We start from the raw sequence: 23,955 nt of genomic DNA on the forward strand, positions 1-23,955 counted from the left end.
GTTTCAGGCTTCAGGCTACTTTCGATGCCGATCCCGTGGAAAAGGCCATGACGGCCTCCTGGCTTATCGGATGCTCCGGCGTCGCCTGGACCTCGCCCGCAATGCGGCCTTCGCGCATGACAAGGACACGGTCCGCGATGCCGATGATCTCAGGAAGATCGCTTGAAATCACCACGATCGCGATGCCGCTCTGCGCGAGTTCGTCGATGATCCGGTAGATTTCCGACTTGGCACCAACATCGACGCCGCGCGTTGGCTCGTCCAAGATGATCACCCTGGGCTTGGTCTCGAGAAGACGCGCGATCAAGGCCTTCTGCTGGTTGCCGCCGGACAACGCTCCGACATTGATGCTGGCGCTGAGGGTGCGAATGGAGAGCGCCTTGATAGCCCGGCTCGCCCGCTCTTTTGCCGCCGCGAAATTCAATATGCCGCCGCGCGCCGCGTCCTTGCCGATAACGCCGATATTGATGTTCTCGTTGATCGTCATATCGAGAAAGAGTCCGAGCCCCTTCCGGTCCTCGGTGAGGTAGGCAATGCCCGCATCCATGGCGTCGCGCGGCCCGCCGATGACCAGTTCTTTTCCGTCGAGGGCCACTGTCCCCGACGTCTTCCCGTCCGCACCGAAGATCAGGCGTGCGAGTTCTGTCCGGCCAGAGCCGACGAGACCGGCGATACCCAGGACCTCGCCGGCCTTTGCATCGAATGAGCAGCCGTGAACGCGACGGCCGTCTCCCATATCCCGGACGGCCAGGACCGTCTTGGCCGCCTGAAGCGGTGCGCGGTGTTCCTTCTTGTAAAATGACGACAGATCGCGTCCCACCATCATCGCCACCAGCTTCTCGGCGGACAGGTCTTCGCGCTCGAGCGTGCCGACATAGGCACTGTCGCGCAGAACGCTCACACGGTCGGCAAGCGCGTAAATCTCTTCCATGCGGTGGCTGATATAGATGATCGCGATCCCCCGCGCCTTCAGCCCGGCGATCACCTCGAACAGACGTTCCGTCTCCCTTGACGTCAGCGAGGTCGTCGGTTCGTCCATCACGATGATTTTCGCGTTGGTTGTCAGAGCACGCGCGATCTCCACCATCTGGCGCTCGCCCAGGGAGAGGGCGGCCACAATCTGCGAAGGGCCGAAGGAAATGCCGAGTTGCTTGAGGATCGGCTCGACACGGCTACGCGCTTCCGCCTTATCCACAACGCCATAACGGGACGGCTCGGCTCCGAGAAACATGTTCTGGGCGACGGTCAGATTAGGAGCGAGCGACAATTCCTGATAGATGACGGAAATTCCGTTTGCCTTCGCCTTGATCGGATCCCCCGCCACGATCGGCCTGCCCTCCACGAGAACCGCACCTCCCGGGTCGGCTATGTAGGCGCCGGACAGGACTTTCATCAGTGTCGATTTGCCGGCACCGTTTTCCCCCATCAGCGCGTGGACCTCTCCCGGGTAAACCGTGAGCGATACATTGGTGAGCGCCCGGGTGCTTCCGAAAGTCTTGCTGATGTTGCGCATCTCGAGAACGGGTACGTGCTCGACGGTTCCTGCGGTCGTCATGCGTGGAACTCCTTGCGTGGCCGCGCGACATCCGGCTCTTCGATCTCGGCCAACGACCTCCAGGCCTGGCGATAGGCGCGGAGCCCAAAAAGCGGCAATGGCGTTGCCCGCTTCGTTTCGTTTTCGAAAGGGGATTGTCCGACGGTTTCAAAGACCAGCGCCGCCGCGCCGAACGCACTCCCCTCCGCGGTCGTGCTTGAATAGACTTCCTGCGTAGGACGCAGTTCGGCGAGAAGCTCGGCAAACAAACCAGTTTTCACCAGTCCGCCGTCGATGACGATCGAATGCTCGGACCTGATCAGATCGAGAGACAGGTCCGTCATCATGACGACGTAGAGGAGTGCGGCGGCGGCCCGCTCCTCGCCCTCGACCTGTGGCCCCACGAAGCGACCCTCGACCCCCTGCATGGGGCCGCCCGGTGCGAAGGATGGGAGACCGAAGACACCCTTTGCGATCACCCTTGATAGAGCCTCGAGGCTGACCGGCTTGGTCCATCCGCCGCCCGCCAGATCGTATTCCCTGCCGCCCATGAAGCGGATCGTAGGAGCAGGCTTTCCATCCACGGTAACGTTAGCCAGCATGTCGCGATGCTCGTCCAGCGCATCCAGCGGGCAAGCCGAATTGAAGATGACCACCCAGGTGCCGGTCGATACGAGCGTGAAATCGTCAAATCCCAGCGAGCGGTAGTAGTAGAGCGCCGAGTTGCTGTCATGGACACCGTTGTGGACTTTGACATCCGCGCTTTTGCCCTCCGACCCCCTCCAGCTTCCGATCACAGCGCCCGCACGCGCGAACTCCGGCATTTTCGCCCGCCAGCCCTGACCATCGACCAGGCTGCTGAAATCCTGCTTGAGCGGCGCCCAGAGATGAGAATGGCAACCGATGTAGGAGACTTCAGACACCTTGCGGCCGGAGAACTTCCATGACCAGAATTGCGGATATGCGAGGATCGCGTCAGCCTTGGACAGACTGTCGGGCCTGGTCGTTTCCAACCACAGGATATGCCGGCCATAATTGAAGCCGAGCGGCAGCTTGGGCGAGTATGTCTCGCTGAATACAGGCGCCAGCATGTCGACGTGCGGCGCAAGCGCCTCTGGCGGATCTTGCTCATAATCGAGAATCGGATGCGTCAGGTGATCGCCGCCGACAAGCGCGAAGGTGCACCCATGTCCGGAGAACATCACGTGGCCCACCGCGTAATCATCGACGGCCTGACGCAATGTATCCGTCATCCACTCGAACAGCGCTTCGTCATCGAGGACACGAATTCCGTCGTGCTCGACCCATTGCGGCTTGGTCCGGGTTTGCGCGAGAATCGATCCGTCAGCGCCGAACACGAAGAGTTTCGAGTTCGTCTTGCCCAGATCGAAGACAGCGACGGCGTTTCGGGACGTCATCATTGCCCCCCGACCGTTGCGATCATGATCGTGATGCCAGCGTCCTCGAGCATTTTCGCACCGGCATCCGACAGGCCATCGTCGGTGACGATCGTCCCGATACGAGAAAGCGGCAGGACGACGTTGCGAGGTTGGATCGACAGCTTCCGGCTATCCGCCAGCAAGACGATCTCGTCCGCGCAGCTGCTCAGCTCACCGATCGCCTTCGTCAGCAGCGGATGCGACTCCAGGAGCCCCTCACCGCTGATCCCTTGCGTGCCGAGGAAAAAGCGAGACGCGAAGAAATCAGGGGCGCCAGCCGATGCATCGTGAATGATGCCGGGCTCCCTGTAGAGAACGCCGCCAGCCAAAATCAGACTACAGGTGCCGTGTTCGCCGAGATATGCGGCGAGAGGCATGGAATTGGTATAGAGCCGGACATTACGCCGGGCCAGCTGCAGCCCAAGCTGATAACATGTCGACCCCGCATGGACGATGATCGAATCTCCGTCCCGCACAAGGCTCGCCGCCTTCTCCGCAATCGCACGCTTGGCATCGACCGCGATATCGCGGTTTTCATCGTATGGACGCGCCGAGAGGCGGCCCGAGGCGGAGGTTTCGTTCGCAGAAATGCCGCCGTAGACTTTTCGGGCGACGCCGATCTCATCGAGCTTGTCGATGTCACGCCGAATGGTGGCGGGAGAAACACCGAGCCGCTCCTGGAGGTCGCGCACGGATGCGAAGGGCCTCTCTTGAAGCATCTCCGTAATCAGGCGATGGCGATCGGAATCGTTCAACTATTGACCTCCACTGACGCTTCTCCCTAACGTCTATGACAAACTATAATCACACGAAATCGCGATCCGCAACAGAGAAAGATCGAAAATCTTCATTGTTGACGATATTCAATCACATTTATATGATTGCGCCAGAGTTCGCTCATCCAATGGGCGTCAATAAGCGGGAGGAGGCATTCATGGGCAAACCAGACCTGAGGGGAACCGACGTGTTCAAGGGGTTCCTGCGGCTTTCGAGCGAAATCGGAAACGACATCCTGAAAACCCAAGGCGCCGGTGGGAACACTTCCTTTAAGCAGGACGGTGTCATGTGGGTGAAGGCGTCGGGCACCTGGCTCGCGAAGGCCGAGGCCGAAGACATCATGGTGCCGGTGGTTGTCGATCCACTCGTGTCCGCGTTGCGCGAAGGGGACTCGCGCGCGGAAAAATCCACGGATTTCATCGTCAGCGCGTTGAACTCGAGTGGGCTGAGACCCTCGATCGAAACGAGCTTTCATGCGGCACTCAACAGTCCCGTTGTCGCTCACTACCACTGTGTCAACGCGATCGCCCTTGCCGTGCTCGAAAGCCGCGACAGCGAGCTCGCCGCTCGAATGAGCACAGTTCCGGAGCTGACATGGGTGACCATCCCCTACCGACGCCCTGGAACACCACTGGCGGGCGAGATCGAAAAAGCCGCGGCGGCCCGACCGGATGTTCTGATCCTGTTCAATCACGGCATCATCGTATGCGGCGACACTCTCGAACAGGTCGCCGACAGGATCGAACGTGTCACGAAAGCGCTGTCTTGCGGGACTCGCGAGACGATCAAGGCGGATGTCGCGGCACTTGAAAAGATTGCCGAAGGGTCCGGCTTCCATCCCGCGCGAGACCCCGCAAGTCACGCCGTCGCCTTGTCCGAAATCAACCGGAAGCTCGCATTGGGCGGTTCGCTGTATCCCGACCACGTCATCTTCCTCGGAACCGAGATCGGCGTTCTGTCGGAAGGTCAAAGCGCGGAGGACTTCCAGGCCGCGCTGCACGACGCGGGACGGGCGCCTCCCAAAATGTTGATTGTTCCCGACAAGGGCGTCCTGTTGTCGAGTTCGCTGACTGCTGGCGGCGAGGTTATGGCGCGTTGCCTTGCCGAGGTCGTTGGCCGCATTCCTGATGGAAGCAAGGTCGTATACTTGTCCGAGGAAGACGAATACGAGCTGACGCATTGGGAGGCCGAGCAATATCGCCAGGCGCTCGATCGCGGGTCGGCGAGGCAGACCGCGTGATCGCGCATCCACGACGAGCCGCTGCCCTCGGCATCGACATCGGGACGTCGGGCGCGCGCGCGGCCGCGATCGATGCCGATGGCAACACCGTGGCGTTCACCGCCGCGCCGTTCAGGTCCAGTGACGAACTGCGCCAGCCGGCTTTCTGGTGGCTGAGGGTGAAGGAGGCGATCGAACATCTCGCCGCGACAACCGATCTCGGTGCGGTCGAGGGTATCGCCGTCGATGGAACCTCCGGCACTGTCCTTTCGTTGGACGCCTCCGGCGAAGCGACTGGATCGGTGCTCATGTACAATGAGCCGTGCCCCGATACAGCCATCGTCACACGCATCTCGAAGCACGCGCCAACAGGCGCGACGGCAGTCGGCGCGAATTCGGGTTTAGCCCGCGCCATTCACCTGTCGCATGGGCATGGCGTCGATGCGGTCGTACATCAGGCGGACTGGATTCTCATGAAACTGGGATGCCCCGGGCGTCCTGGCGACGAGAACAACGCACTCAAGTCGGGGTTTGATCTCGACGCGCGGGACTGGCCGACATGGATCGAAGCGGCGGGCATGGATATCTCGAAGCTTCCTTGTATCCACCGCGCCGGCGCGAAGATTGCGCGCGTTTCAGGATATCTTCGCGAGCTTGGGTTGCCAGAAACAGCTTGGTATCACGCCGGCACCACGGATGGCTGCGCGTCGTTCCTGGCGACCGGCGCCTCCGCCGTCGGCGACGCCGTGACGGCACTCGGGTCCACGATCGTGCTGAAGCTGGCGTCCAGAAACCCCATCAATGCACCGGAGTACGGAATCTACTCGCACCGCGTCGGTGATTTCTGGCTGGTCGGCGGGGCATCGAACAGCGGTGGCAACGTCCTGCGTGCTTTGATCGGAGATGACCGCCTGGACTATCTCACACGTAGGATCGATCCGGACCGTCCGCTCGGGCTGGGGTTTTATCCTCTCCTGCGGGAGGGAGAGCGTTTCCCGATCAACGATCCGCAGCACCCGCCAAGGCTCGATCCAAGGCCCGCCGACGACGCCGTCTTCCTGCAGGCGCTACTGGAGGGGATGACGGACATCGAGCGGCTGGGTTACCAACGTCTGCACGAACTTGGCTCACCGCGGCTGAGAAGCCTGCGTACGGTCGGCGGCGGCGCGCGCAACCCGGTATGGACAACCATGAGAGCGCGTGCGATGGGCGTCGAGCCACTGCCCGCGAAGTCGGTTGAGGCTGCCGTGGGGACAGCGACGCTGGTTCTGGCCAATCGAGGCAACGATGTCTGATACTGTTCACACCGATCTGGCGGCCTTGGCGCGAGCCTATGATGTCTTCTTCGTCGATCAGTTCGGCGTGCTCCGCGATGACGTCGGACCCTATGACGGCGCCATATCCGCCTTGTCTCAGCTGGCGGCGCTAAAAAAGCAAATCGTAATCCTTTCGAATTCCGGGCGAAGTGGCCAATACAACGCCGAACGACTGATCAAACTCGGCTTCGCGCCGACCAGCTTCCAACACTTCATCACTTCGGGCGATGTCGCGTTCGAAACTCTTTCGCGCGCGCAGTGGAGTGTCGCCAAACACGGCCGCTGTTTCACCGTTTCCAGCGGCGGCGATCGCAATCTGGCGGACCGCCTGGGACTGGTGTCGATAGACACCGCGCGCGACGCCGATGTCATCATCATTTCCGGCAGCGAAGCCGAGCGCATCCCGATGGAGGAGTACCGCGAGATGCTCCGGCCGGCAGCCGAGAGCCGGGCTCCCTGCTATTGCACCAACCCGGACATCCACAAGCTGCATGAGGGGCGGGTCGCACCGGGAGCCGGAAGCATTGCCAGGCTTTACGAGGAAATGGGCGGCAAAGTGGCTTGGCTTGGCAAGCCGTTTCCAGAAATCTATCGGCATGCTCTGCGCGTTGCCGGGGTAGAAGATCCGCGTCGTGTCGTTTGCATCGGAGACAGCATCGAGCACGACATCCTCGGCGCGAACACCGCCGGACTGGCCTCCGTGCTGGTACGCACCGGAATCCTGGCCGACAAAGACGAAAAAGAGCTCGCGAGGCTGTCTGAACAATCGTCCGCCCATGCAAACTATGTACTGGACAGGTTCTGTTTCTGACGCATCGCCGGCGAATATTGAAATTGCCGCCGCGAACCACGATCTACATGGCATCAGGAGGCTGCCAATGACGTCGATCATCATCGTGCTCTGTATCGCTTTGTGTGCGTTTTCCGTCATGCGCTATCTTGCGGCGAGAACGCGCCTCGCCGAGAAGAAAATTGATGAGGCCATCGCTCGCAAGCTGCGCGCATCGCCGATTTTGACGGAAATGCAGGAGATCCGGGAGATGAATGCCGTCATGCGCAATCTGCTGATCGACATGGTGGAGAACGAAGCGTCGGCCTCGCCACTCGACATCAGGGCGGACGACAAGGAGCGCGCTTACAAGCTTCGCCACCAACGGCGGCGAGAGATTTTCGGCGAGGCCGTCTTCCTTCTTCAGCACACCGAAGGTGCGCAGGCTCAGAACTCTCAAAAGACCGCAAGCTGAAATAGGCCGACTGGGCAACGGAGTGAACTATTCCATACAACGAATAGTGAATTCAATGGCATTGCAATTGTTAGCGCAGCATCTAAATTGTGTCCGAAAGTAGACACATCTGGAGAAGCGCACATGTCACGATCCTACGGCAATATCGAGGATTCGAACGTTCCCACATCTCTGACCACCGATCTTGGCGAAGCGGTGCGCGCGGCAAGGCACCTGGCTGGCTACAGCATCGAACAAGTGGCCGTGACTTGTGGTTTGACGGAAACGGAAATTGCCAAGGTCGAGTCCGGCCATGAGGGAGATCAGCGGCTCGTGACGCGGATTGCAAAGGCGCTGGGGATGACCGCGACTTCGCTGTCCCCGTCCGTCGCTGCCTAATTCGAGCTCGACAGCCTCGTTTCGGCCCCGAAAGGCGGCTGCCCATCCGGCGTCTCTCGAAAGGAACGTCGTTCAAAAATAGAAGACGCCCCTCAATGGATCGCATTGAGGGGCGTTTTTGTCGGATCACTGCCTTAGTAGTGGACGGACCGGCTGTCGATCGGCGTCGTCTTCGGGGGCGTGAACTTCGTCAGGTTGATGCCTTCGACGGCCACGCGATACTCTTCGATGCTCGGCGTGCGGCCGAGGATCGCCGAGAGCACGACCAGCGGCGTGGAGGCGAGCAGCGACTCGCCCTTCTTTTCCGCCGTATCTTCAACGACGCGCCCCTGGAACAGGCGGGTCGAGGTGGCGAGAACGGTGTCGCCCTTCTCGGCCTTTTCCTGGTTGCCCATGCACAGGTTGCAGCCCGGACGCTCGAGATAGAGAATGTTCTCATACTCGGTGCGGTTCGATGTCTTCGGCTTCACGTCGTCGAATTCGAAGCCCGAATACTTCTGGAGGATTTCCCAGTCGCCTTCGGCCTTCAGCTCGTCGATGATGTTGTAGGTCGGTGCTGCGACCACGAGCGGCGCCTTGAACTCGACCTTGCCCTCGTTCTTCTCGATGTTCTTCAGCATCTGCGCCACGATCTTCATGTCGCCCTTGTGCACCATGCATGAGCCAACGAAGCCGAGATCCACCTTCTTGGTGCCGCCATAGTAGGAGACCGGGCGGATCGTGTCGTGGGTGTAGCGGCGCGAGACGTCGGCGTTGTTGACGTCTGGGTCGGCGATCATCGGCTCGTCGATAAGGTCGAGATCGACGACGACTTCCGCGAAATACTTCGCGTTGTCGTCAGGCGTCAGCGCCGGCTTCTCACCCGAACGGATTTCGGCGATGCGGCGATCGGCCTTGGCGATCAGGCCCTTCAGCGTCCCAGCCTCGTTGTCCATGCCCTTGTCGATCATGATCTGCATGCGCGACTTGGCAATCTCGAGGCTCTCGATCAGGGTCTCGTCTTCCGAAATGCAGATGGAGGCCTTGGCCTTCATTTCTGCCGTCCAGTCGGTGAAGGTGAAGGCCTGGTCGGCGAGCAGCGTGCCGATGTGGACTTCGATGATGCGGCCCTGGAACACGTTGTCGCCGTGCTGCTTGAGCATCTGCGCCTGGGTGGCGTGGACCACGTCGCGGAAGTCCATGTAGGGCTGCATCGTGCCCTTGAAGGTGACCTTGACCGACTGCGGGATCGGCATGGTGGCTTCGCCGGTGGCAAGCGCCAGCGCCACGGTGCCACTGTCGGCACCAAAGGCAACGCCCTTGGACATGCGCGTATGGCTGTCGCCGCCGATGATGATGTCCCAGTCATCCACGGTGATGTCGTTCAGCACCTTGTGGATGACGTCGGTCATCGAGTGATAGACGCCCTTGGGATCGCGGGCGGTGATGACGCCGAAGTTGTTCATGAAGGACATGAGCTTCGGAATGTTGGCCTGGGCCTTCTTGTCCCAGACGGATGCCGTGTGGCAACCCGACTGATAGGCGCCGTCGACCAGCGGCGAAATGACGGTTGCCGCCATCGCTTCCAGTTCCTGCGCGGTCATCAGGCCGGTGGTGTCCTGGGAGCCGACGATGTTGACCTTGACGCGAACGTCGGAGCCGGCATGCAGCACCTTGCCAGGCGTGACGCCGACCGCGTTGCGGTTGAAGATCTTCTCGACCGCGGTCAGGCCCTGGCCGTCGATGGCGATTTCCTTGTTCGGCGCGAAGACCGGTGTTGCTTCGACACCGAGCGTCTGCGCGGCAAAGGTCTGGAGCTTCTTGCCGAAGACGATGGCGTAGGACGAGCCGGCCTTCATGAACTCCATCTTCTGCGGCGTGAAGGAAGAGGCGACATCGACCAGTTCGTTGCCGGCTTCATCGCGCAGCTTCTTGTTCTTCGCGTCGATCTTCAGCACGGTGCCGGTTTCGACCGAGAACTTCTGGTCGAGGATCGGGTTACCTTCGTTGTTGAGGATCGGCTTGCCGTTTTCGTCGAGCTTCTTGACCCAGTTCTTCAGGTTGAGGCCGATGCCGCCGGTGACGTCGACGGTGGTCGCGAAGATCGGCGAGATGCCGTTGGTGCCGGCGACGACTGGCGCGAAATTGACGAAGGGAACGTAGGGGCTGGCCTGCTTGCCGGTCCACAGCGCCACGTTGTTGACGCCGGACATGCGCGAGGAGCCGACGCCCATCGTGCCCTTTTCGGCGATCATCATCACCCGTTTGTCCGGGTGCTGCTTCTGAAGCGCGACGATCTCGGCCTGCGCCTCTGGCGTGATCATGCACTGGCCGTGCAGCTCACGGTCAGAGCGCGAATGCGCCTGGTTGCCGGGAGAAAGAAGGTCGGTCGAGATGTCGCCTTCGGCGGCGATGAAGGTCACGACCTTGATCTCGTCGTCGACATCGGGAAGCTTGGTGAAGAACTCCGCCTTGGCGTAGCTCTCGAGAACGTCCTTGGCAACGGCATTACCGGCCTTGTAGGCATCGCGCAGGCGGAACATGTCGGCGTCGTAGAGGAAGACCTGGGTCTTCAGCACGTCGCCGGCCTGACAGGCAATCTCGGCGTCACTGCCGAGGGCTACGTCGAGCAGCACCTCGACCGAGGGGCCGCCCTTCATGTGCGACAGCAGCTCGAGGGCGAATTTCGGCGTAATTTCCGGGACGGTGACGTCTCCAAGAATGATCTTCTTGAGGAAGGCGGCCTTGACGCCGGCAGCACTCGTCGTGCCCGGCAGCGTGTTGTAGATGAAGAATTTCAAAGCATCGGCGCGGTATTCGCTACCGGCATCCTCGATCAGGGCAATGATTTCGCCAGTCAGCGCGCCGTCATCGATCGGCTTGGGGGCGAGCCCTTGAGTTTCTCTGCTTTTAATCTCGGCCAGGTATTCCAGGTAAAGGTTCATCGCAATCCCAACGTCATGGTCTGTGGGGCGCCGACGCGCAGCGCCACCGAACGGCAGTGTTCATCAGCCGAGGTCTTACAGCTTTCGTGCGTGTCAACCAAGGCCATCAGCGCAGATACCGTACTTCAGCAAAAAAAATATTACCTTCGATCGATAACCGCGCGCTTTTGATGGCTCGCCACCAACGCACCGAACGGAAACCGTGAGCGGAACGCAACCGCTGATGACATCGGTAAGCCAAATTTTTCATAGGCTTGAAGGCCTGTCGTTAACCATCTTTTCAACACTGTGAACGATTGTGGCAGGGTAACTTCAACCGGGTGAACATGATGTCCACTATTCCATCACAGCATGGCCAGCCGCCCCATATGGCGGAAAATGCGCTGTTGCCGCCACGGCCTTGTTCCGTCGGCTTCCACATTGGCTTCCAATCCATTCATCCGTCGACCCTCCAGCGACTGCCCGCCGCGTCGGGCTAGTCGTTACGTTTCGTACTTAAACATCCTGGGACGACGGACCGCGCCACATCGTGGGCGGCGTTTTCCCGCTTATTTCATTGGGAAAATCATATGCAGGAAGACAATCGGAACCCGCAGGGCATTGCCGCTCTGGCGGATCAACTCGCGGTTCTCGGAAACGCCAACCGGCTCGCCATCCTGACCAACCTCGCCGAGGGCGAGATCCAGGTCAATGTGCTCGCGAAGAAGCTCGGCCTCGGCCAATCGGCGCTTTCGCAGCACCTCGCCATCCTGAGGGCATGCGAATTCGTCTCGACGCGACGCGCCTCGCAATCCGTGTTCTATTCGCTAAAGCCGCGTTCGATCGCCACAACGCTGTCGGATGCGCGGGATCTGCTCATCGGCACGCGTGATGGCGAGACCGAACGCGCAGCCGCGCAGCGCCCTTAGACGCGTGGCGCGTCGTGCCCGTTGCACGCGCGCCATGACGCACCGCGGTTCGAATTGAATTGACCATGTGGTCAAAAGCAAACCAAGGTCGCGCGACCTCGTGGCGTGATCCTCGAAAAGCCGTATACACGTCACGAAAGCGTCATGCAGCTCTGCCATGCGTTCCGGCCGTATTGCAGTTTCATTATCCGGGTTCCTGATGACATCCTCCCTCATATCCTCACGCCTTTCGCCGACAGCCTCCCAGCGCCTGATCACTCTCGCCTCGACGGTCGTGAAAGCCGGCGAAACGGCGCGCCGTTCCTTGCAGCGTCGGCGCATCAGCGATGTGGTGTCAAAGGCGCCGCGTGACTACCAGACGGAGATCGATGTTGCCGTCGAACGCATCATCGTCGCGGATATGATCGCGGCATTCCCTTCCTATTCCATCAAGGGCGAGGAAGATGTCGGCAACCGGGTGGCGGGAACGGACGCGCCCATCATCTACATCGACCCGATCGACGGAACGACCAACTTCGCCTGGGGCATTCCGCATTTCGGCATGACCATCGCGATCGCAGAAGGCGGCCGGATCGTTGCCGGCGTGGTCTACGACCCCATGCTGGACGAGCTGTTCAGCGCGGAACTCGGCGGCGGCGCATATCTCAACGGCGAGCGCATCTCCTGCGTCGATAACGCCGATATCGAAAACGTCGTCGTCGGCGCCGGCCTGCCCGTTCCCGGTCAGGTCAAGGCCGTTGCACCAGACGTCTATTTCAATGCGCTGAAGAGGCTGATGGGCAACACCGCCGGCGTGCGACGCCTGGGCTCGGCGGCATTGTCGATCGCTTATGTCGCAAGCGGCCGCCTGGACGGTTTCTTTGAGGACGGGCTATCGCCGCATGACTACGGCGCGGCCGCGCTGCTGGTGACCGAGGCAGGCGGCAAGGTCTCTGCCTTCAAGGGCGGCGCCGTGACGGCGAATGGCGACATTCTCGCCGCCAACACCGCGCTGCACCCCTGGCTCGTTCAAGGATTTGAAGGAGAGCAGGCTTAGCCGAGGAGCAGTGCTTGCAGGCCGACCGGGTCATCGGTGGTGATCTGGTCGACCTTCAGCGCCAGGAGGCGGCGCACGACAGGCAGTGCGGCCGGGATTGCCGAATTGATGGTGTAGGCGTCGATGCTGCGCCCGGCGCGATGGAAGGCCGACACCAGGTCGTATCCGGCGTCCTCGGCAAACAGTACCAATTGGTGATGCAGGTAGATCATCCGCGCTCGCGGCGACGCCGCCACGGCATCGGCAACGAAGCCGTCGAAGTCACGACTTTCCTTCAGCCGCTCGATCGCGCCGTGATGGCACGGGTCGTAGCCAATCGGCATCTCCGGCACGCTCAGGGACAGGCGTTCCACGGCCTCGGGATCCCCCGCCGAGAGAATGACCGACTGCGCGACCGGCGAGATCGCCGCGGCGAAGGCCGCGATATCCTCATCGCGGATGGCAGGGGAATCTTCCTTGAGATCGAGCTGCAGAACGGCGCCGCCATCGCGGCCGATCCCTCGCAGAAGATGACCGAGATCATCGATCAGCATGATCTTATGGGCCGTCGGCTCGCCAAAAGGGTCGCGCAGACGAAGTGCGCGCAACTCGCTCTCCGTCGCCTCGATGACGCGCCCCTCGCCCGTTGTCGCCTTGTTCAGTGTCTCGTCATGCAGCACGGCGAAGCCGGCGCCATTGAAACGCACCAGATCGATCTCGACGCTGGCACCCAGCGCCATCGCCTCGGCAATGCGTTGCCCCGTAAACGAGATATCACCGGCATAGCGGTGGCCGCGATGCCATTTCAGCCAGGTCTTGTGGCCTGCCTGATCGATCGCGATGCCGCTGCGATCAAGCGTTGCCAAGGATTCGATCATGATGCCGTTCGCCTGAGGTTGTCGATTGATAGACCAGCCGGTTGTCGCGGAAGGCACGGAACGCGGAGGCCCTCGGCTCGATGCCCACGCCCTTGCTCCAATTGCTATCCGGCGCGGTCATCGCCTTCAAGCGCGTCCCATCGGCGAGGTCGATGTCCACGATCTTGTGGGTGCCGAAATCGATGCTGCGATGAACGATGGCGGTCGAAAGCGTCTTCGACGGCTGCAGCGACAGCGCCTCGGGGCGAAACGCGAGAACGACGTCACCATCCTCGATCGGCACGGCCACGGGAAAGGCCGGATGCTGGCTAACACCGCCGCGGATGCTGGTCCTGACGAAATTCATCGAGCCGATGAAGCCTGCCACGAATTCCGTTTGCGGTTCACGGTAGACGATATCGGGCGGCGCGATCTGTTCGGTGCTGCCGTCGCGCATCACGACGATGCGGTCGGCGAGCGCCAGGGCCTCGTCCTGCCCGTGGGTGACGAACAGGGTGGTGATGCCGACCCGCTGCTGGATATCGCGCACTTCCTCGCGCAGCCGCTCCCGCAAATGCTGGTCGAGGCTGGCGAATGGCTCGTCGAGCAAGAGGATCTTCGGTTCCAGGACCAGCGACCGGGCGAGCGCCACGCGCTGCTGCTGACCGCCCGACAATTGCGTCGTCATGCGCCGGCCGTAGTCGGCAAGACCGACCAGCGCCAGGGCATTCTCGACGCGCTCGCGGATCTCGGCCTTGGGCAGCCGACGAAGCTTGAGACCGAAGGCGATGTTGTTGAACACGTCCATATGGGTCCACAGCGCATGGCTCTGGAAGACCATCCCGGTCGGCCGCTTTTCCGGCGGCAGCGCCGTCACGTCCTTGGCATCGATCAGGATCGAGCCACCGCTCGGCTGCTCGAAGCCGCCGATCATGCGAAGCAGCGTCGACTTTCCTGATCCGGACGGACCGAGCAGGCAGACGAGTTCGCCATCCTCCACATCGAGCGAGAAGTCACGGACCGCGAACGAAGTGCCGAACGTCTTGGAGACGTTCCTGATCGTCAAGCGTGCCATATCAAGCCTTTCCTCGGGCAGAGCCCGATCTCAACGTCACGCGCCGAAACCACGCGCAAAAGAACCCGTTCCGACGACCCGGCGGGCAAACATCAGCGCGATGAACGACGGCACCCAGAGCATCACCGACAGAACGGCGCCATACTGCACGACGATCTGGTTGTTGATGAACGTGATCATCAACACCGGCATGGTGCGGATCTCAGGCGCGCCGATCAGCCAAGCGCCTTCGGTTTCATAGAATGTGCCGACGAAGGTCAGCAGCAATGCGGCGACGATCGTCGGTGCCGCCTGCGGCAGCGTGATCGACCAGAACACCCGCAGCGGCCCGGCGCCCGCATCGCGAGCAGCCTCCTCCATCCGGCGATCGATATTCTGGAACGCCGCCACGGGAATCCAGATCATCAGCATCAGCGTTCCGACCAACTGGATCAGGACCACGCCCCAGAAAGTGCTGATCAGCCCGAGCTTCAGGAAGATGCCGGCGATCGCCACCAGCAGGCCGAACTTCGGAAAGGCGTAGGATGACAAAAACGACAGGAACAGCACGTTCTTTCCGGGAAACGACATGCGCGCGAAAGCGTAAGCCGCCGGCAGGCAGATGATGGCGGACAGAAGCGTGACCGTCGTGGTCAGCCTCAGACTCAGGAAGAGCGCATCCCACACATCCGAGCGCGACAGCGTCTGCGACCAGAAACGCAAACCGAACTGCTGCGGAACGACCGACGGGTAGCGCCACACCTCCGTGAACGCCCAGGTGCCGACCACGATCAGCGGCACCGCGATGAACAGGGTGAGAAGCACGGCGAAGACAATGCCCGTCCAATCGATGCCGGAACCCTTGACGGTGCTCGATATTCTCATCGTGACGCCCCCCGATTTTTGGCGATGGAACGCACATACAATATCCCGAAGATCAGGCAGAAGCCGAACGCGATGACAGCCTGCGTCAACGCATTCTGGGGATCGTTGAGATCCGAGAAGGTACGCTGCATGAACGGTCCCATCATCTCCGGCGATGCCGGCCCGAGCACATATGGCAACGTGAAGGACGAGAAGATGCCAAGGATGGCGAAGGAGGCCGTGACCAGCAGGGAATTGCCCATGCGCGGCAGGATGATCGATACGAAAACCCTGAGCGGTGACGCGCCGACATCGCGCGCGGCCTCGACGGAACTCTTGGGAATGTTACCAAGTCCGGCGGTCAGCATCAGGACGGTCAGCGGAAGATTGTCCCATACCAGGCCGATGACGGGACCCCATGGCGTCAGATAGGGTGACGGCAGCTTCGGCAGCCCGACCGCATTCAGCAGCAGATCGACGGTGCCGTTGGGCCCGATTGTCCGGATCAGCGCATAGGACAGGATGATCGATGGCACGAACATCGGGAAAATCGCCAGTCCCTGCACATAGGCAGGAAGGCGCCCCTGTGAAAAGCGCAGATAGAGCGCGATCGGCAACCCGATGACCAGCAGCAAGACGCCGCAGACAAAGGTCGTCCACAGGGTTATCCAGAGATTGGCACGACTGTAGGAATCGCTGAAGAAAAACGCATAGGAGGCCAGCGAGACCGACATCGTCCCATCCGCCTGGCGGACGAAAACGGTGGTGATGACGGCCGAGAAGATCGGGTAGACGATCAACCATCCGAGCAGGAACACCGGCAGGGCGACCAGAAGAAGTCCCACCGGATTTTGCGCCTTGCCCGGCGCGGTTCCCCGCGCCGGCAGCGGCAATGTCATGCCTCTACGCATCAGGTACGGCTGATGCCCGGAGCAACGTTGCGATACCAGCCATCGTTGATGTTGGTTTCCCAGTCGCCCGCCGGGAAGGTCGGGATCGTGGTCGGGATGACGTCGGCGTATTTCTGACGGAGCTCGTCGGATATCCGATCCCAGGAAACGCCGGGGAAGCCGCCGAGTTCGGTGATGATTGCTTCCTGGATCTCCTTCGTCAGCATGAATCCCGCGAGCTTGAGAGCGGCATCCTTGTTGGCGCCGTTCGAGAATACGGTCATGCGCGAGAAATCGCCGCAAAGCGCCAGGTCGCTCAACTGCACCAGACCGGTGGTTTCCGGCAGAACACCCTGCGACAGGGCCTGGAGCACCTGGTCGGACCACACCGGCGTCATCGTGACGACACCCTGGGCAAGTAGCTGGATCGACTGCGTGTTGCCGGCGGTGTAGGCGCCCTTTTCATAAAGCGACGGCGCGAGATCGTTGAGGATCGCCCAGGCCGGGGTCAGCATCTTGTTGCCGAGTTCGGCGGTGTAGTTGTCGACGGTGAACTTCTTGGGATCACGGCCATTGGCTTCGTGAATCGCGCGGCGAACGAAGTTTCCGCCGGAACCACCCTTGTCCGGGCGGTTGTAGATGAACTGGCCAGGATTGGCCTTGATCCAGGCCGTCAGCTGTTCCCAGGTCTTCGGCGCATCCTTGGGGTCGAGCTTCGTCTTGTCGTAGGCGAGCAGCACCTGCGAACCGCGGTAAGGCAGCGAATATTCGCTGTCGACGCTCAGCGGATTGACGTTCGCGAAGCCGTCGATGTTGTCGGCCGAAAACTTCACCCAGAGGCCGGCGTCGATACCGCCGGCAGGCAGACGCGGATTGAAGTGTTCGAAGATGTCCGACTGCGGATCGGCCTTCGACTTCAGCGCGGCCAGCGCACGGTCTGCAATCGCACGCAATCCGGTGTTGTCGCCGGCATCGGTGATCTTGAGGGCAAGACCCGGATTGGCCTTTTCGAAGGCTGGACGCACGGTGTTGTTCCAGAAATCGATGATGTTGGCGTCAGAGCCGCTGTAGAGGTTAATCGTCGCATCCGCAGCCATTGCGAAGCGTGGCAGGGCCAGCACACCGGCTGCCGCCGATGATGTGACAAGAAACTCGCGTCTGTTCATGACCGTCTCCATTCGGTTTGGGGCTCTGCCCTCTGGACTGTGGTTTTGCTATCGCCGACGCGTAACAGTGACATGACAAGATAGGGCCGGATTTCATTTTTTGCACACCCGTGCAATTTAAATCTCCGAATGGCCGCGACTGCTCGCGGCACATCCCAATGCCACTGACCGCAACATCTCAGTTCTTGAAAACCAGGCAGATCGGGCTTTTCTCGCGGATCTGCTTGCAGACATCATTGGCTTCCGCCCTCGTCTGCCGCGCGATGCGCGTCACATAGCGCGGCCGAAAACCGAAGCTGCGGTCGCGTTGCCGGAGGATCAGCGGCTGTTCCCGGTCGAGCGGCGCGGGAAACCGGGCAACGGCCTCGAAGAACAGGCGACGGGCGACGTCGGGGCTGGCGCTCGCCGCGATCTGCACGCCCCAGGGCGCCCAGTTTCCCTCAGACCGCCACACCGGTTCGGCCATCTTGCGGCGATCGGCAAGCGCCACGCAGCCCTCGATGAACGGCTGGTCCTCCGCCAGGGGACCCGCCGCCTTTTCGGGTACCGAGGACTTCCACTCCTCGACGCTATGCGCCGTGATCGCCATCACGTAACTGCGGGTTTCCGTCGGCAGGCCGCCGCCATTGAGGAAGTTCGACAGCCCGTTTTCGCCGGCATTGTAGGCGGCGGCCGCAAGGCCGAGATTGCCGAAGCGATCCCTGAGTTCATCGAGATATTCGGCCGACTTCTGCAAGGCTTCCAAGACATCGTAGCTGTCCTGCAGGCCACGCAGCTTGGCGGTGCCCGGCATGAACTGCGCGATGCCCTGCGCACCCTTGTAACTCAGGGCGTCCGGCCTGAACCGGCTCTCGCGCCAGATCAACCGAGCGAAGAAATCCGGCGGCAGATCGTGCTCCGTCGCGGTCCGCTCGATCGCGCCGCAGAGATCGCGGTTGAAACTGTCCTTGCGAATGCAGAGCGTCTCCGCCGAACCGGTGATCGAACGCGTATAGAGGCAGGCCGCTGGCGGCGCGGCTTCGATGATCTCGGCCGCGCTGGCGATGCCGGTCATCGTCGTGCAAAGGGCGACGCGGAAGCCCCAAGCCACGAATACACCGATGCTGCGCCGCCTGATCGCGATCATTTGCTCCCGGTGCCGCGCCCGCGGCACCGCCGTAGGGTGATATCAGGACGCATACCATTTCGTTTGCCGCGCGCAGTCAAGACATCCCTAAAACGGCCTTCCGCCCGTGCGATACCGACACCATGCAAGACCGTCGGCGGCTTCGGTTGCAAGTCCTCGGCAATTCGGCCAATTTGACGTTGCCGGACGGGAGACCATTTTATCCTCAGCACCAGGAAACGCTGACCCGATCAGTGCCGGCATCAATGCGGGCAACTTGTCAAACAGGATGAATGCGATGCAGCTGAAAGACCCTTCCCTTTTTCGCCAAGCCGCCCTCGTTGGAGGAAAATGGACCGACGCCGACCCCGCCAATGCAATCGAGGTGAACAATCCGGCAACCGGAGAGATCATCGGGCGCGTGCCCAAGCTCGGCGGCGCCGAGACGAGGGCCGCGATCGAGGCAGCGCGTGTCGCGCAGAAGGGCTGGGCCGCCCGAACGGCGAAGGAGCGTGCCGGCATCCTGCGCAAATGGTTCGACCTGATGATCGAGAACAAGGACGACCTCGGGCGCATCCTGACGCTTGAGCAGGGAAAGCCGCTTGCCGAAGCCACCGGCGAAATCGTCTACGGCGCAAGCTTCATCGAATGGTTCGCGGAGGAAGCCCGGCGCGTCTATGGCGACCTCATTCCGGGCCACCAGCCCGACAAGCGTATCATGGTGATGAAGCAGCCGATCGGCGTGGTCGCCGCGATCACGCCCTGGAATTTCCCCAACGCGATGATCACCCGCAAGGCCGGCCCCGCACTGGCGGCAGGTTGCGCAATGGTGCTGAAGCCGGCATCACAGACGCCGTTCTCGGCGATCGCCATTGCGGTGCTCGCGGAGCGCGCCGGGCTGCCGGCTGGGCTTTTCTCGGTGCTGACGGGGTCCGCCGCCGCGATCGGCGCGGAGATGACCTCGAACCCGACCGTGCGCAAGCTCACCTTTACCGGGTCGACCGAAATCGGCGCCGAGCTCTACAAGCAGAGCGCGCCGACGATCAAGAAGCTCGGGCTGGAACTCGGCGGCAATGCGCCATTCATCGTCTTCGACGACGCTGATCTCGACGCCGCCGTCGAGGGCGCGCTGATCGCGAAGTTCCGCAACAACGGCCAGACATGCGTGTGCGCCAACAGGCTCTATGTGCAGGATGGTGTCTATGACGCCTTCTCAGAAAAACTCGCGGAAGCCGTCGGCAAGCTGAAGACCGGCAATGGCTTCGACGAGGGCGTGATCCTCGGGCCGCTGATAGACAAGCCGGCGCTCGAGAAAGTGCAGGAACATGTCGCCGACGCGCTTGCCAAAGGCGCCAACATCATCCGCGGCGGCAAGCCACATGCGCTGGGCGGCACCTTCTACGAGGCCACGGTTCTCGCCAACGTCACCAGGGACATGGCTGTCGCGCGCGAAGAGACCTTCGGCCCACTTGCGCCGCTCTTCCGCTTCAAGGACGAGGCGGATGTGATCGAACAGGCAAACGACACCGAATTCGGCCTCGCCTCCTATTTTTACGCAAAGGACCTCGCGCGCGTGTTCCGCGTGGCGGAAGCGTTGGAATACGGCATGGTCGGCGTCAATACGGGCCTGATCTCGACGGCGGAAGCGCCGTTCGGTGGCGTGAAGCTCTCAGGCCTCGGCCGCGAGGGTTCGCGATACGGCATCGAGGAATTCACCGAGATCAAATACGTATGCCTCGGCGGCATCAGCTGACGCTTGCTTGAACGAAAGGCGCGCAAGCCGAATGGTTTGCGCGCTGGCGCGAGCGATAACCGGGAAAACTGAAAACTGAAGAACGCGCGGGCCAGAATCGAAAAAGCCTGCCGCGGGAGGAGGTGCGACAGGCTTTTCGAAAATAACCGAATGACAGCTGGGAGGAGGAGTGCTGTCATTCCCACAGGCGCCCTTGGGAGGAGGATAAGGCCACCTGCAACTCGAAGCTCTGCGGGAGGAGGTGCATCGCTTCGATGATGTGTTTATACAGCAAGCACGCTCAAATCATAGGCACAATTCTGCAGAACAGCTATGCGCTATGCGCGTGGCGCGCGGCTTCTGTCGCGGATTTGCGCCTCGTGGCCGTTGCGGCGCAGGTCGTACTACCCCTTGGAATCTCCGCGTTTTCTGCTACCACGCGCCAAAAGCCATGAGGAAACGCCGATGAGCGCCGCATTTTATCGTGATTACGTTGTCGATCTGAAGGCACGCTTGGACGATCTGCATAGCGACCCCGCCTCTTATCAGACCTACGATCTGACGATGGAACTGCTGGCGCAGCAAAACCTGATCAGCTACGCGATGAGCCGCAAGCAGGGTCAGGTGGACAGCCTGTTCTATCGTCGCGATACGGCAAGCGGCCAAGGCACGCAGATGTCACAGGAGACCGCCTATCGGGTCTTTTCCGGCTTCTTCGGACTGGGCCAGTTCCTGGCGTCGACGGGCCGGGCCAACGGGCTCGCCGAGGAAGCGTTCGCGGAGACCCTTACGGCGGGATGGAACTATCCGACCTGCGCTGTCCAGTTCTCCTACCGAAAGAAAGGCCAGCCGCGCGGCGCTTCGATGAAGATGCTGTTTGTCGGGCTCAATGGCGACGCGGATGCCGCGACTTTCGAGGCCAAGTTGACGCTACCCGATCTCTTGATCCGCGCACGACCGTTTTCTTCCACGCTACTGTGGGAATGGAAGTGACGTCGCTTCAAGAACGCTTCAGGCCGTTGGCGACCGTCTGATTCCGGCAAGCAACTCCTGGGCAACCTCGCGCAGGAGATCGGCGATGTTCTGCACAAGCGCGCCCATCGCCGAACCCGTGCGCCAGCAGATGCCGATCCGCCGGTTGGGCGATAGTCCGTCGAAACGGAGCAGCCTGATATCGCCCGACGCCGGATAGAGCGCGGCCAGCTCGGGCAGAAGCGTGATCCCCACTTCGGCACCGACCATCTGGCGTAGCGTCTCCAGGCTGGTGGCGCGAAACGACGTGCGCTCGCTCGCCCCCGACAAGCGGCACACGTCAAGCGCCTGGTCGCGCAGGCAATGCCCCTCTTCGAGCAGCATGAGATCATAGCGATCGAGATCGCCGAGCGTCAGAGACCGCCGCCTTGCCAAGGGATGCGAGCCGGGAACGGCAAGCAGAAAGTCTTCCTCGAAGAGAAACTCGGCCTTCAGGTGATCGTCGTTGACGGGAAGAGCGAGGATCGCGGCATCGAGATTGCCGCTTCTGAGGCGCGCGAGAAGCGCGTCACTCTTTTCCTCGATCAGCAGCGTCTCAAGCCGCGGGAACTGCGTGTGGATGCGCGGCACCGCATGAGGCAGGAAATAGGGTGCCAGTGTCGGGAAAATGCCGAGACGTAGCGTGCCGACCTCTGGATTGAGGCTGCGCAAGGCCGAGGATCTGATCTCGGCGACCTCCCGCATGATGCGCCGTGCCCGTTCGACGGTATCCTCGCCGAACGGCGTCAGCATGACCGTGCGCGGCGTGCGCTCGATCAGAGGAGCGCCAAGCGTCTCCTCCAGTTTCCGGATCTGCGTCGATAACGTCGGCTGGCTGACCAGGCACGCTTCGGCGGCCCGGCCAAAATGCCGGTGGTCCGCCAAGGCAATCAGGTATTCCAGCTCGCGCAGCGTCATTGCAGGACCGTGTCGGCCGGCCTCAGGCCGCCTTCACCGCATCCTCGTCTGGCGCGGATGTGCGGATCAGGTGATCGAAGGCCGCAAGCGATGCCTTCGCGCCCTCGCCGAGCGCAATCACGATCTGCTTGTAAGGCACCGTGGTGCAATCGCCGGCGGCAAAGACGCCGGGAACCGAGGTCTGGCCATGATGATCGACGATGATCTCGCCGCGCGGAGAAAGCTCGACGGCACCCTTCAGCCATTCGGTGTTCGGAAGCAGACCGATCTGAACGAAGATCCCTTCCAGACCGAGCGTGTGGCGCTGACCGGCAATGCGATTTTCGTAGACGAGCCCGGTCACCTTCTGGCCATCGCCCAGCACTTCCGTCGTTTTGGCGGAGAGCAGGATATCGACATTCGGAAGGCTGCGCAGCTTGCGTTGCAGAACGTCGTCGGCACGCAGCTTGTTGTCGAACTCGATCAGAGTCACGTGGCTGACGATATTGGCGAGGTCGATCGCGGCTTCGACGCCGGAGTTGCCACCGCCGATGACGGCGACGCGCTTGCCCTTGAACAGCGGGCCGTCGCAGTGCGGGCAATAGGCAACGCCCTTGTTGCGATACTGGTCCTCGCCGGGAACCTCCATCTGCCGCCAGCGCGCGCCGGTGGACAGGATAACCGTCTTCGAGCGCAGTGTCGCGCCGTTGGCAAGCTCGACCGCGATCATGTCCTTGCCGGGAACGAGCTTTTCGGCGCGCTGCAGGTTCATGACGTCCACGTCATAGTCCTTCACGTGCACTTCCAGCGACGCCGCGAACTGCGGGCCCTCCGTATGCGGCACGGAGATGAAGTTTTCGATCGCCATCGTATCGAGCACCTGACCGCCGAAGCGCTCGGCGGCAACGCCTATGCGGATGCCCTTGCGAGCGGCGTAGATTGCCGCCGCAGCGCCAGCCGGCCCACCACCGATGACGAGAACGTCATAGGCCTCGCGGCTGTTGAGCTTTTCCGCGGCGCGGGCCGCGGAATTGGTGTCGAGTTTCGAGACGATCTCCTCGACTTCCATTCGGCCCTGACCGAACAGCTGGCCGTTGAGATAGACCGTCGGCACCGACATGATCTGGCGGCTTTGAACCTCGGCCGGAAACACGCCGCCATCGATCGCCACATGCTTCACGCGCGGGTTCAAGACGGCCATCAGGTTCAGCGCCTGAACGACATCGGGGCAATTCTGGCAGGTGAGCGAGAAATAGGTCTCGAAGAGGAAATCGCCGTCGAGATCCTTGATCTGATCGATGATTGCCTGCTCCGTGCGTGGCGGATGGCCACCGACCTGCAGCAGAGCCAGCACAAGCGAGGTGAACTCGTGGCCCATCGGAATGCCGGCGAAACGCAGGTTGATGTCGTGGCCCGGGCTGGTCAGCGCGAAGGAGGGTGCACGCTCTCCGTCGTCGCGCGTTTCCACGACCGAGATCTTGTCGGAAAGCGCGACCAGTTCGCCGAGAAGCTCCGACATCTCTTTGGACTTTGTGCTGTCATTGACCGAAGCAGTGATCGCGATCGGGCGAACGACCCTTTCCAAATAGCCCTTCAACTGGGACTTCAGGTTCTCGTCGAGCATG

Annotated in this window: 21 protein-coding genes; 9 read left to right on the plus strand and 12 right to left on the minus strand. The window is 61.5% G+C overall.

From position 1 onward, the window contains the following. Positions 1–10: 10 nt before the first annotated feature. Genes GGQ67_RS00585 through GGQ67_RS00595 form a run of 3 tightly spaced genes read right to left on the minus strand, consistent with a single transcriptional unit; the run spans position 11 to position 3,728 of the window. Entirely contained in the window at positions 11–1,555 is a 1,545-nt protein-coding gene (locus GGQ67_RS00585; RefSeq protein WP_183898245.1) for a sugar ABC transporter ATP-binding protein, read from the minus strand. Next, positions 1,552–2,952 carry an FGGY-family carbohydrate kinase gene (locus GGQ67_RS00590; RefSeq protein ID WP_183898246.1) on the minus strand — a complete coding sequence of 467 codons (1,401 nt, stop codon included), beginning with the start codon at positions 2,950–2,952 and terminating at the stop codon, positions 1,552–1,554. The genes GGQ67_RS00585 and GGQ67_RS00590 overlap by 4 nt, the downstream gene beginning before the upstream one ends. After that, positions 2,952–3,728 (minus strand): DeoR/GlpR family DNA-binding transcription regulator, encoded by a 777-nt coding sequence (locus GGQ67_RS00595; RefSeq protein WP_183898247.1) that lies wholly within the window; start codon positions 3,726–3,728, stop codon positions 2,952–2,954. The genes GGQ67_RS00590 and GGQ67_RS00595 overlap by 1 nt, the downstream gene beginning before the upstream one ends. Before the next feature lie 95 nt (positions 3,729–3,823). Between GGQ67_RS00595 and GGQ67_RS00600 the strand changes: the two genes are divergently transcribed. From GGQ67_RS00600 to GGQ67_RS00620, 5 genes are all read left to right on the plus strand, one after another. Next, a complete protein-coding gene (locus GGQ67_RS00600) occupies positions 3,824–4,990 on the plus strand; it encodes a class II aldolase/adducin family protein (protein WP_246400054.1) in 1,167 nt (388 codons plus the stop codon). Next, positions 4,987–6,264, plus strand: coding sequence for an FGGY-family carbohydrate kinase (locus tag GGQ67_RS00605; protein WP_343056440.1), 1,278 nt, complete (start codon positions 4,987–4,989; stop codon positions 6,262–6,264). The genes GGQ67_RS00600 and GGQ67_RS00605 overlap by 4 nt, the downstream gene beginning before the upstream one ends. Continuing rightward, positions 6,257–7,096, plus strand: coding sequence for a TIGR01459 family HAD-type hydrolase (locus tag GGQ67_RS00610; protein ID WP_183898248.1), 840 nt, complete (start codon positions 6,257–6,259; stop codon positions 7,094–7,096). Before GGQ67_RS00605 ends, GGQ67_RS00610 begins: the two co-directional genes overlap by 8 nt. Before the next feature lie 67 nt (positions 7,097–7,163). After that, on the plus strand, positions 7,164–7,529 hold the full coding sequence (locus GGQ67_RS00615) for a hypothetical protein (protein WP_183898249.1): 366 nt from the start codon (positions 7,164–7,166) through the stop codon (positions 7,527–7,529). A 123-nt stretch (positions 7,530–7,652) separates the two neighbouring features. After that, a complete protein-coding gene (locus GGQ67_RS00620) occupies positions 7,653–7,907 on the plus strand; it encodes a helix-turn-helix domain-containing protein (RefSeq protein ID WP_183898250.1) in 255 nt (84 codons plus the stop codon). 134 nt (positions 7,908–8,041) lie between these two features. On the opposite strand, the gene GGQ67_RS00625 is transcribed toward GGQ67_RS00620, so the two are convergent. Next, entirely contained in the window at positions 8,042–10,831 is a 2,790-nt protein-coding gene (locus tag GGQ67_RS00625) for a bifunctional aconitate hydratase 2/2-methylisocitrate dehydratase (protein ID WP_183898251.1), read from the minus strand. Positions 10,832–11,400: 569 nt separating this feature from the next. Here GGQ67_RS00625 and GGQ67_RS00630 point away from each other — a divergent pair. Both GGQ67_RS00630 and GGQ67_RS00635 read left to right on the plus strand, forming a co-directional pair. Next, the gene (locus GGQ67_RS00630; RefSeq protein WP_183898252.1) at positions 11,401–11,739 is read left to right on the plus strand and encodes an ArsR/SmtB family transcription factor; all 339 of its coding nucleotides are present in this window, start codon (positions 11,401–11,403) and stop codon (positions 11,737–11,739) included. 199 nt (positions 11,740–11,938) lie between these two features. Then, positions 11,939–12,775 carry an inositol monophosphatase family protein gene (locus tag GGQ67_RS00635; RefSeq protein ID WP_183898253.1) on the plus strand — a complete coding sequence of 279 codons (837 nt, stop codon included), beginning with the start codon at positions 11,939–11,941 and terminating at the stop codon, positions 12,773–12,775. On the opposite strand, the gene GGQ67_RS00640 is transcribed toward GGQ67_RS00635, so the two are convergent. The 6 genes from GGQ67_RS00640 to GGQ67_RS00665 all read right to left on the minus strand — a co-directional run bounded on the left by GGQ67_RS00640 (position 12,772) and on the right by GGQ67_RS00665 (position 18,711). Next, a complete protein-coding gene (locus tag GGQ67_RS00640) occupies positions 12,772–13,632 on the minus strand; it encodes a glycerophosphodiester phosphodiesterase (RefSeq protein ID WP_183898254.1) in 861 nt (286 codons plus the stop codon). The genes GGQ67_RS00635 and GGQ67_RS00640 overlap by 4 nt on opposite strands. After that, positions 13,607–14,686 carry an ABC transporter ATP-binding protein gene (locus GGQ67_RS00645; protein WP_183898255.1) on the minus strand — a complete coding sequence of 360 codons (1,080 nt, stop codon included), beginning with the start codon at positions 14,684–14,686 and terminating at the stop codon, positions 13,607–13,609. The genes GGQ67_RS00640 and GGQ67_RS00645 overlap by 26 nt, the downstream gene beginning before the upstream one ends. 36 nt (positions 14,687–14,722) lie before the next feature. Then, positions 14,723–15,550 (minus strand): ABC transporter permease, encoded by an 828-nt coding sequence (locus GGQ67_RS00650; protein WP_183898256.1) that lies wholly within the window; start codon positions 15,548–15,550, stop codon positions 14,723–14,725. Then, complete coding sequence (locus tag GGQ67_RS00655; RefSeq protein ID WP_246400055.1) at positions 15,547–16,428, minus strand: ABC transporter permease; 882 nt, start codon at positions 16,426–16,428, stop codon at positions 15,547–15,549. The genes GGQ67_RS00650 and GGQ67_RS00655 overlap by 4 nt, the downstream gene beginning before the upstream one ends. An 11-nt stretch (positions 16,429–16,439) precedes the next feature. Continuing rightward, positions 16,440–17,585 carry an extracellular solute-binding protein gene (locus GGQ67_RS00660; protein WP_183898258.1) on the minus strand — a complete coding sequence of 382 codons (1,146 nt, stop codon included), beginning with the start codon at positions 17,583–17,585 and terminating at the stop codon, positions 16,440–16,442. A 178-nt stretch (positions 17,586–17,763) separates the two neighbouring features. Then, positions 17,764–18,711, minus strand: a complete 948-nt coding sequence (locus GGQ67_RS00665) for a lytic transglycosylase domain-containing protein (RefSeq protein WP_183898259.1) — start codon at positions 18,709–18,711, stop codon at positions 17,764–17,766. A 277-nt stretch (positions 18,712–18,988) separates the two neighbouring features. On the opposite strand from GGQ67_RS00665, the gene gabD reads away from it, so the two are divergent. Continuing rightward, on the plus strand, positions 18,989–20,443 hold the full coding sequence (gabD, locus tag GGQ67_RS00670; protein WP_183898260.1) for an NADP-dependent succinate-semialdehyde dehydrogenase: 1,455 nt from the start codon (positions 18,989–18,991) through the stop codon (positions 20,441–20,443). A gap of 444 nt (positions 20,444–20,887) precedes the next feature. Beyond that, on the plus strand, positions 20,888–21,415 hold the full coding sequence (locus GGQ67_RS00675) for a hypothetical protein (RefSeq protein WP_183898843.1): 528 nt from the start codon (positions 20,888–20,890) through the stop codon (positions 21,413–21,415). An 18-nt stretch (positions 21,416–21,433) separates the two neighbouring features. On the opposite strand, the gene GGQ67_RS00680 is transcribed toward GGQ67_RS00675, so the two are convergent. Together GGQ67_RS00680 and ahpF are read right to left on the minus strand one after the other, a co-directional pair. Continuing rightward, complete coding sequence (locus GGQ67_RS00680) at positions 21,434–22,351, minus strand: LysR substrate-binding domain-containing protein (protein WP_183898261.1); 918 nt, start codon at positions 22,349–22,351, stop codon at positions 21,434–21,436. 22 nt (positions 22,352–22,373) lie between these two features. Then, positions 22,374–23,954: an alkyl hydroperoxide reductase subunit F gene (ahpF, locus tag GGQ67_RS00685; RefSeq protein ID WP_183898262.1), complete on the minus strand. Its 1,581-nt coding sequence runs from the start codon at positions 23,952–23,954 to the stop codon at positions 22,374–22,376. Between the last annotated feature and the right edge of the window lies 1 nt (position 23,955).

The sequence above is a fragment of the Rhizobium metallidurans genome, assembly GCF_014196505.1.
GTDB classification, from domain to species: domain Bacteria; phylum Pseudomonadota; class Alphaproteobacteria; order Rhizobiales; family Rhizobiaceae; genus Rhizobium; species Rhizobium metallidurans.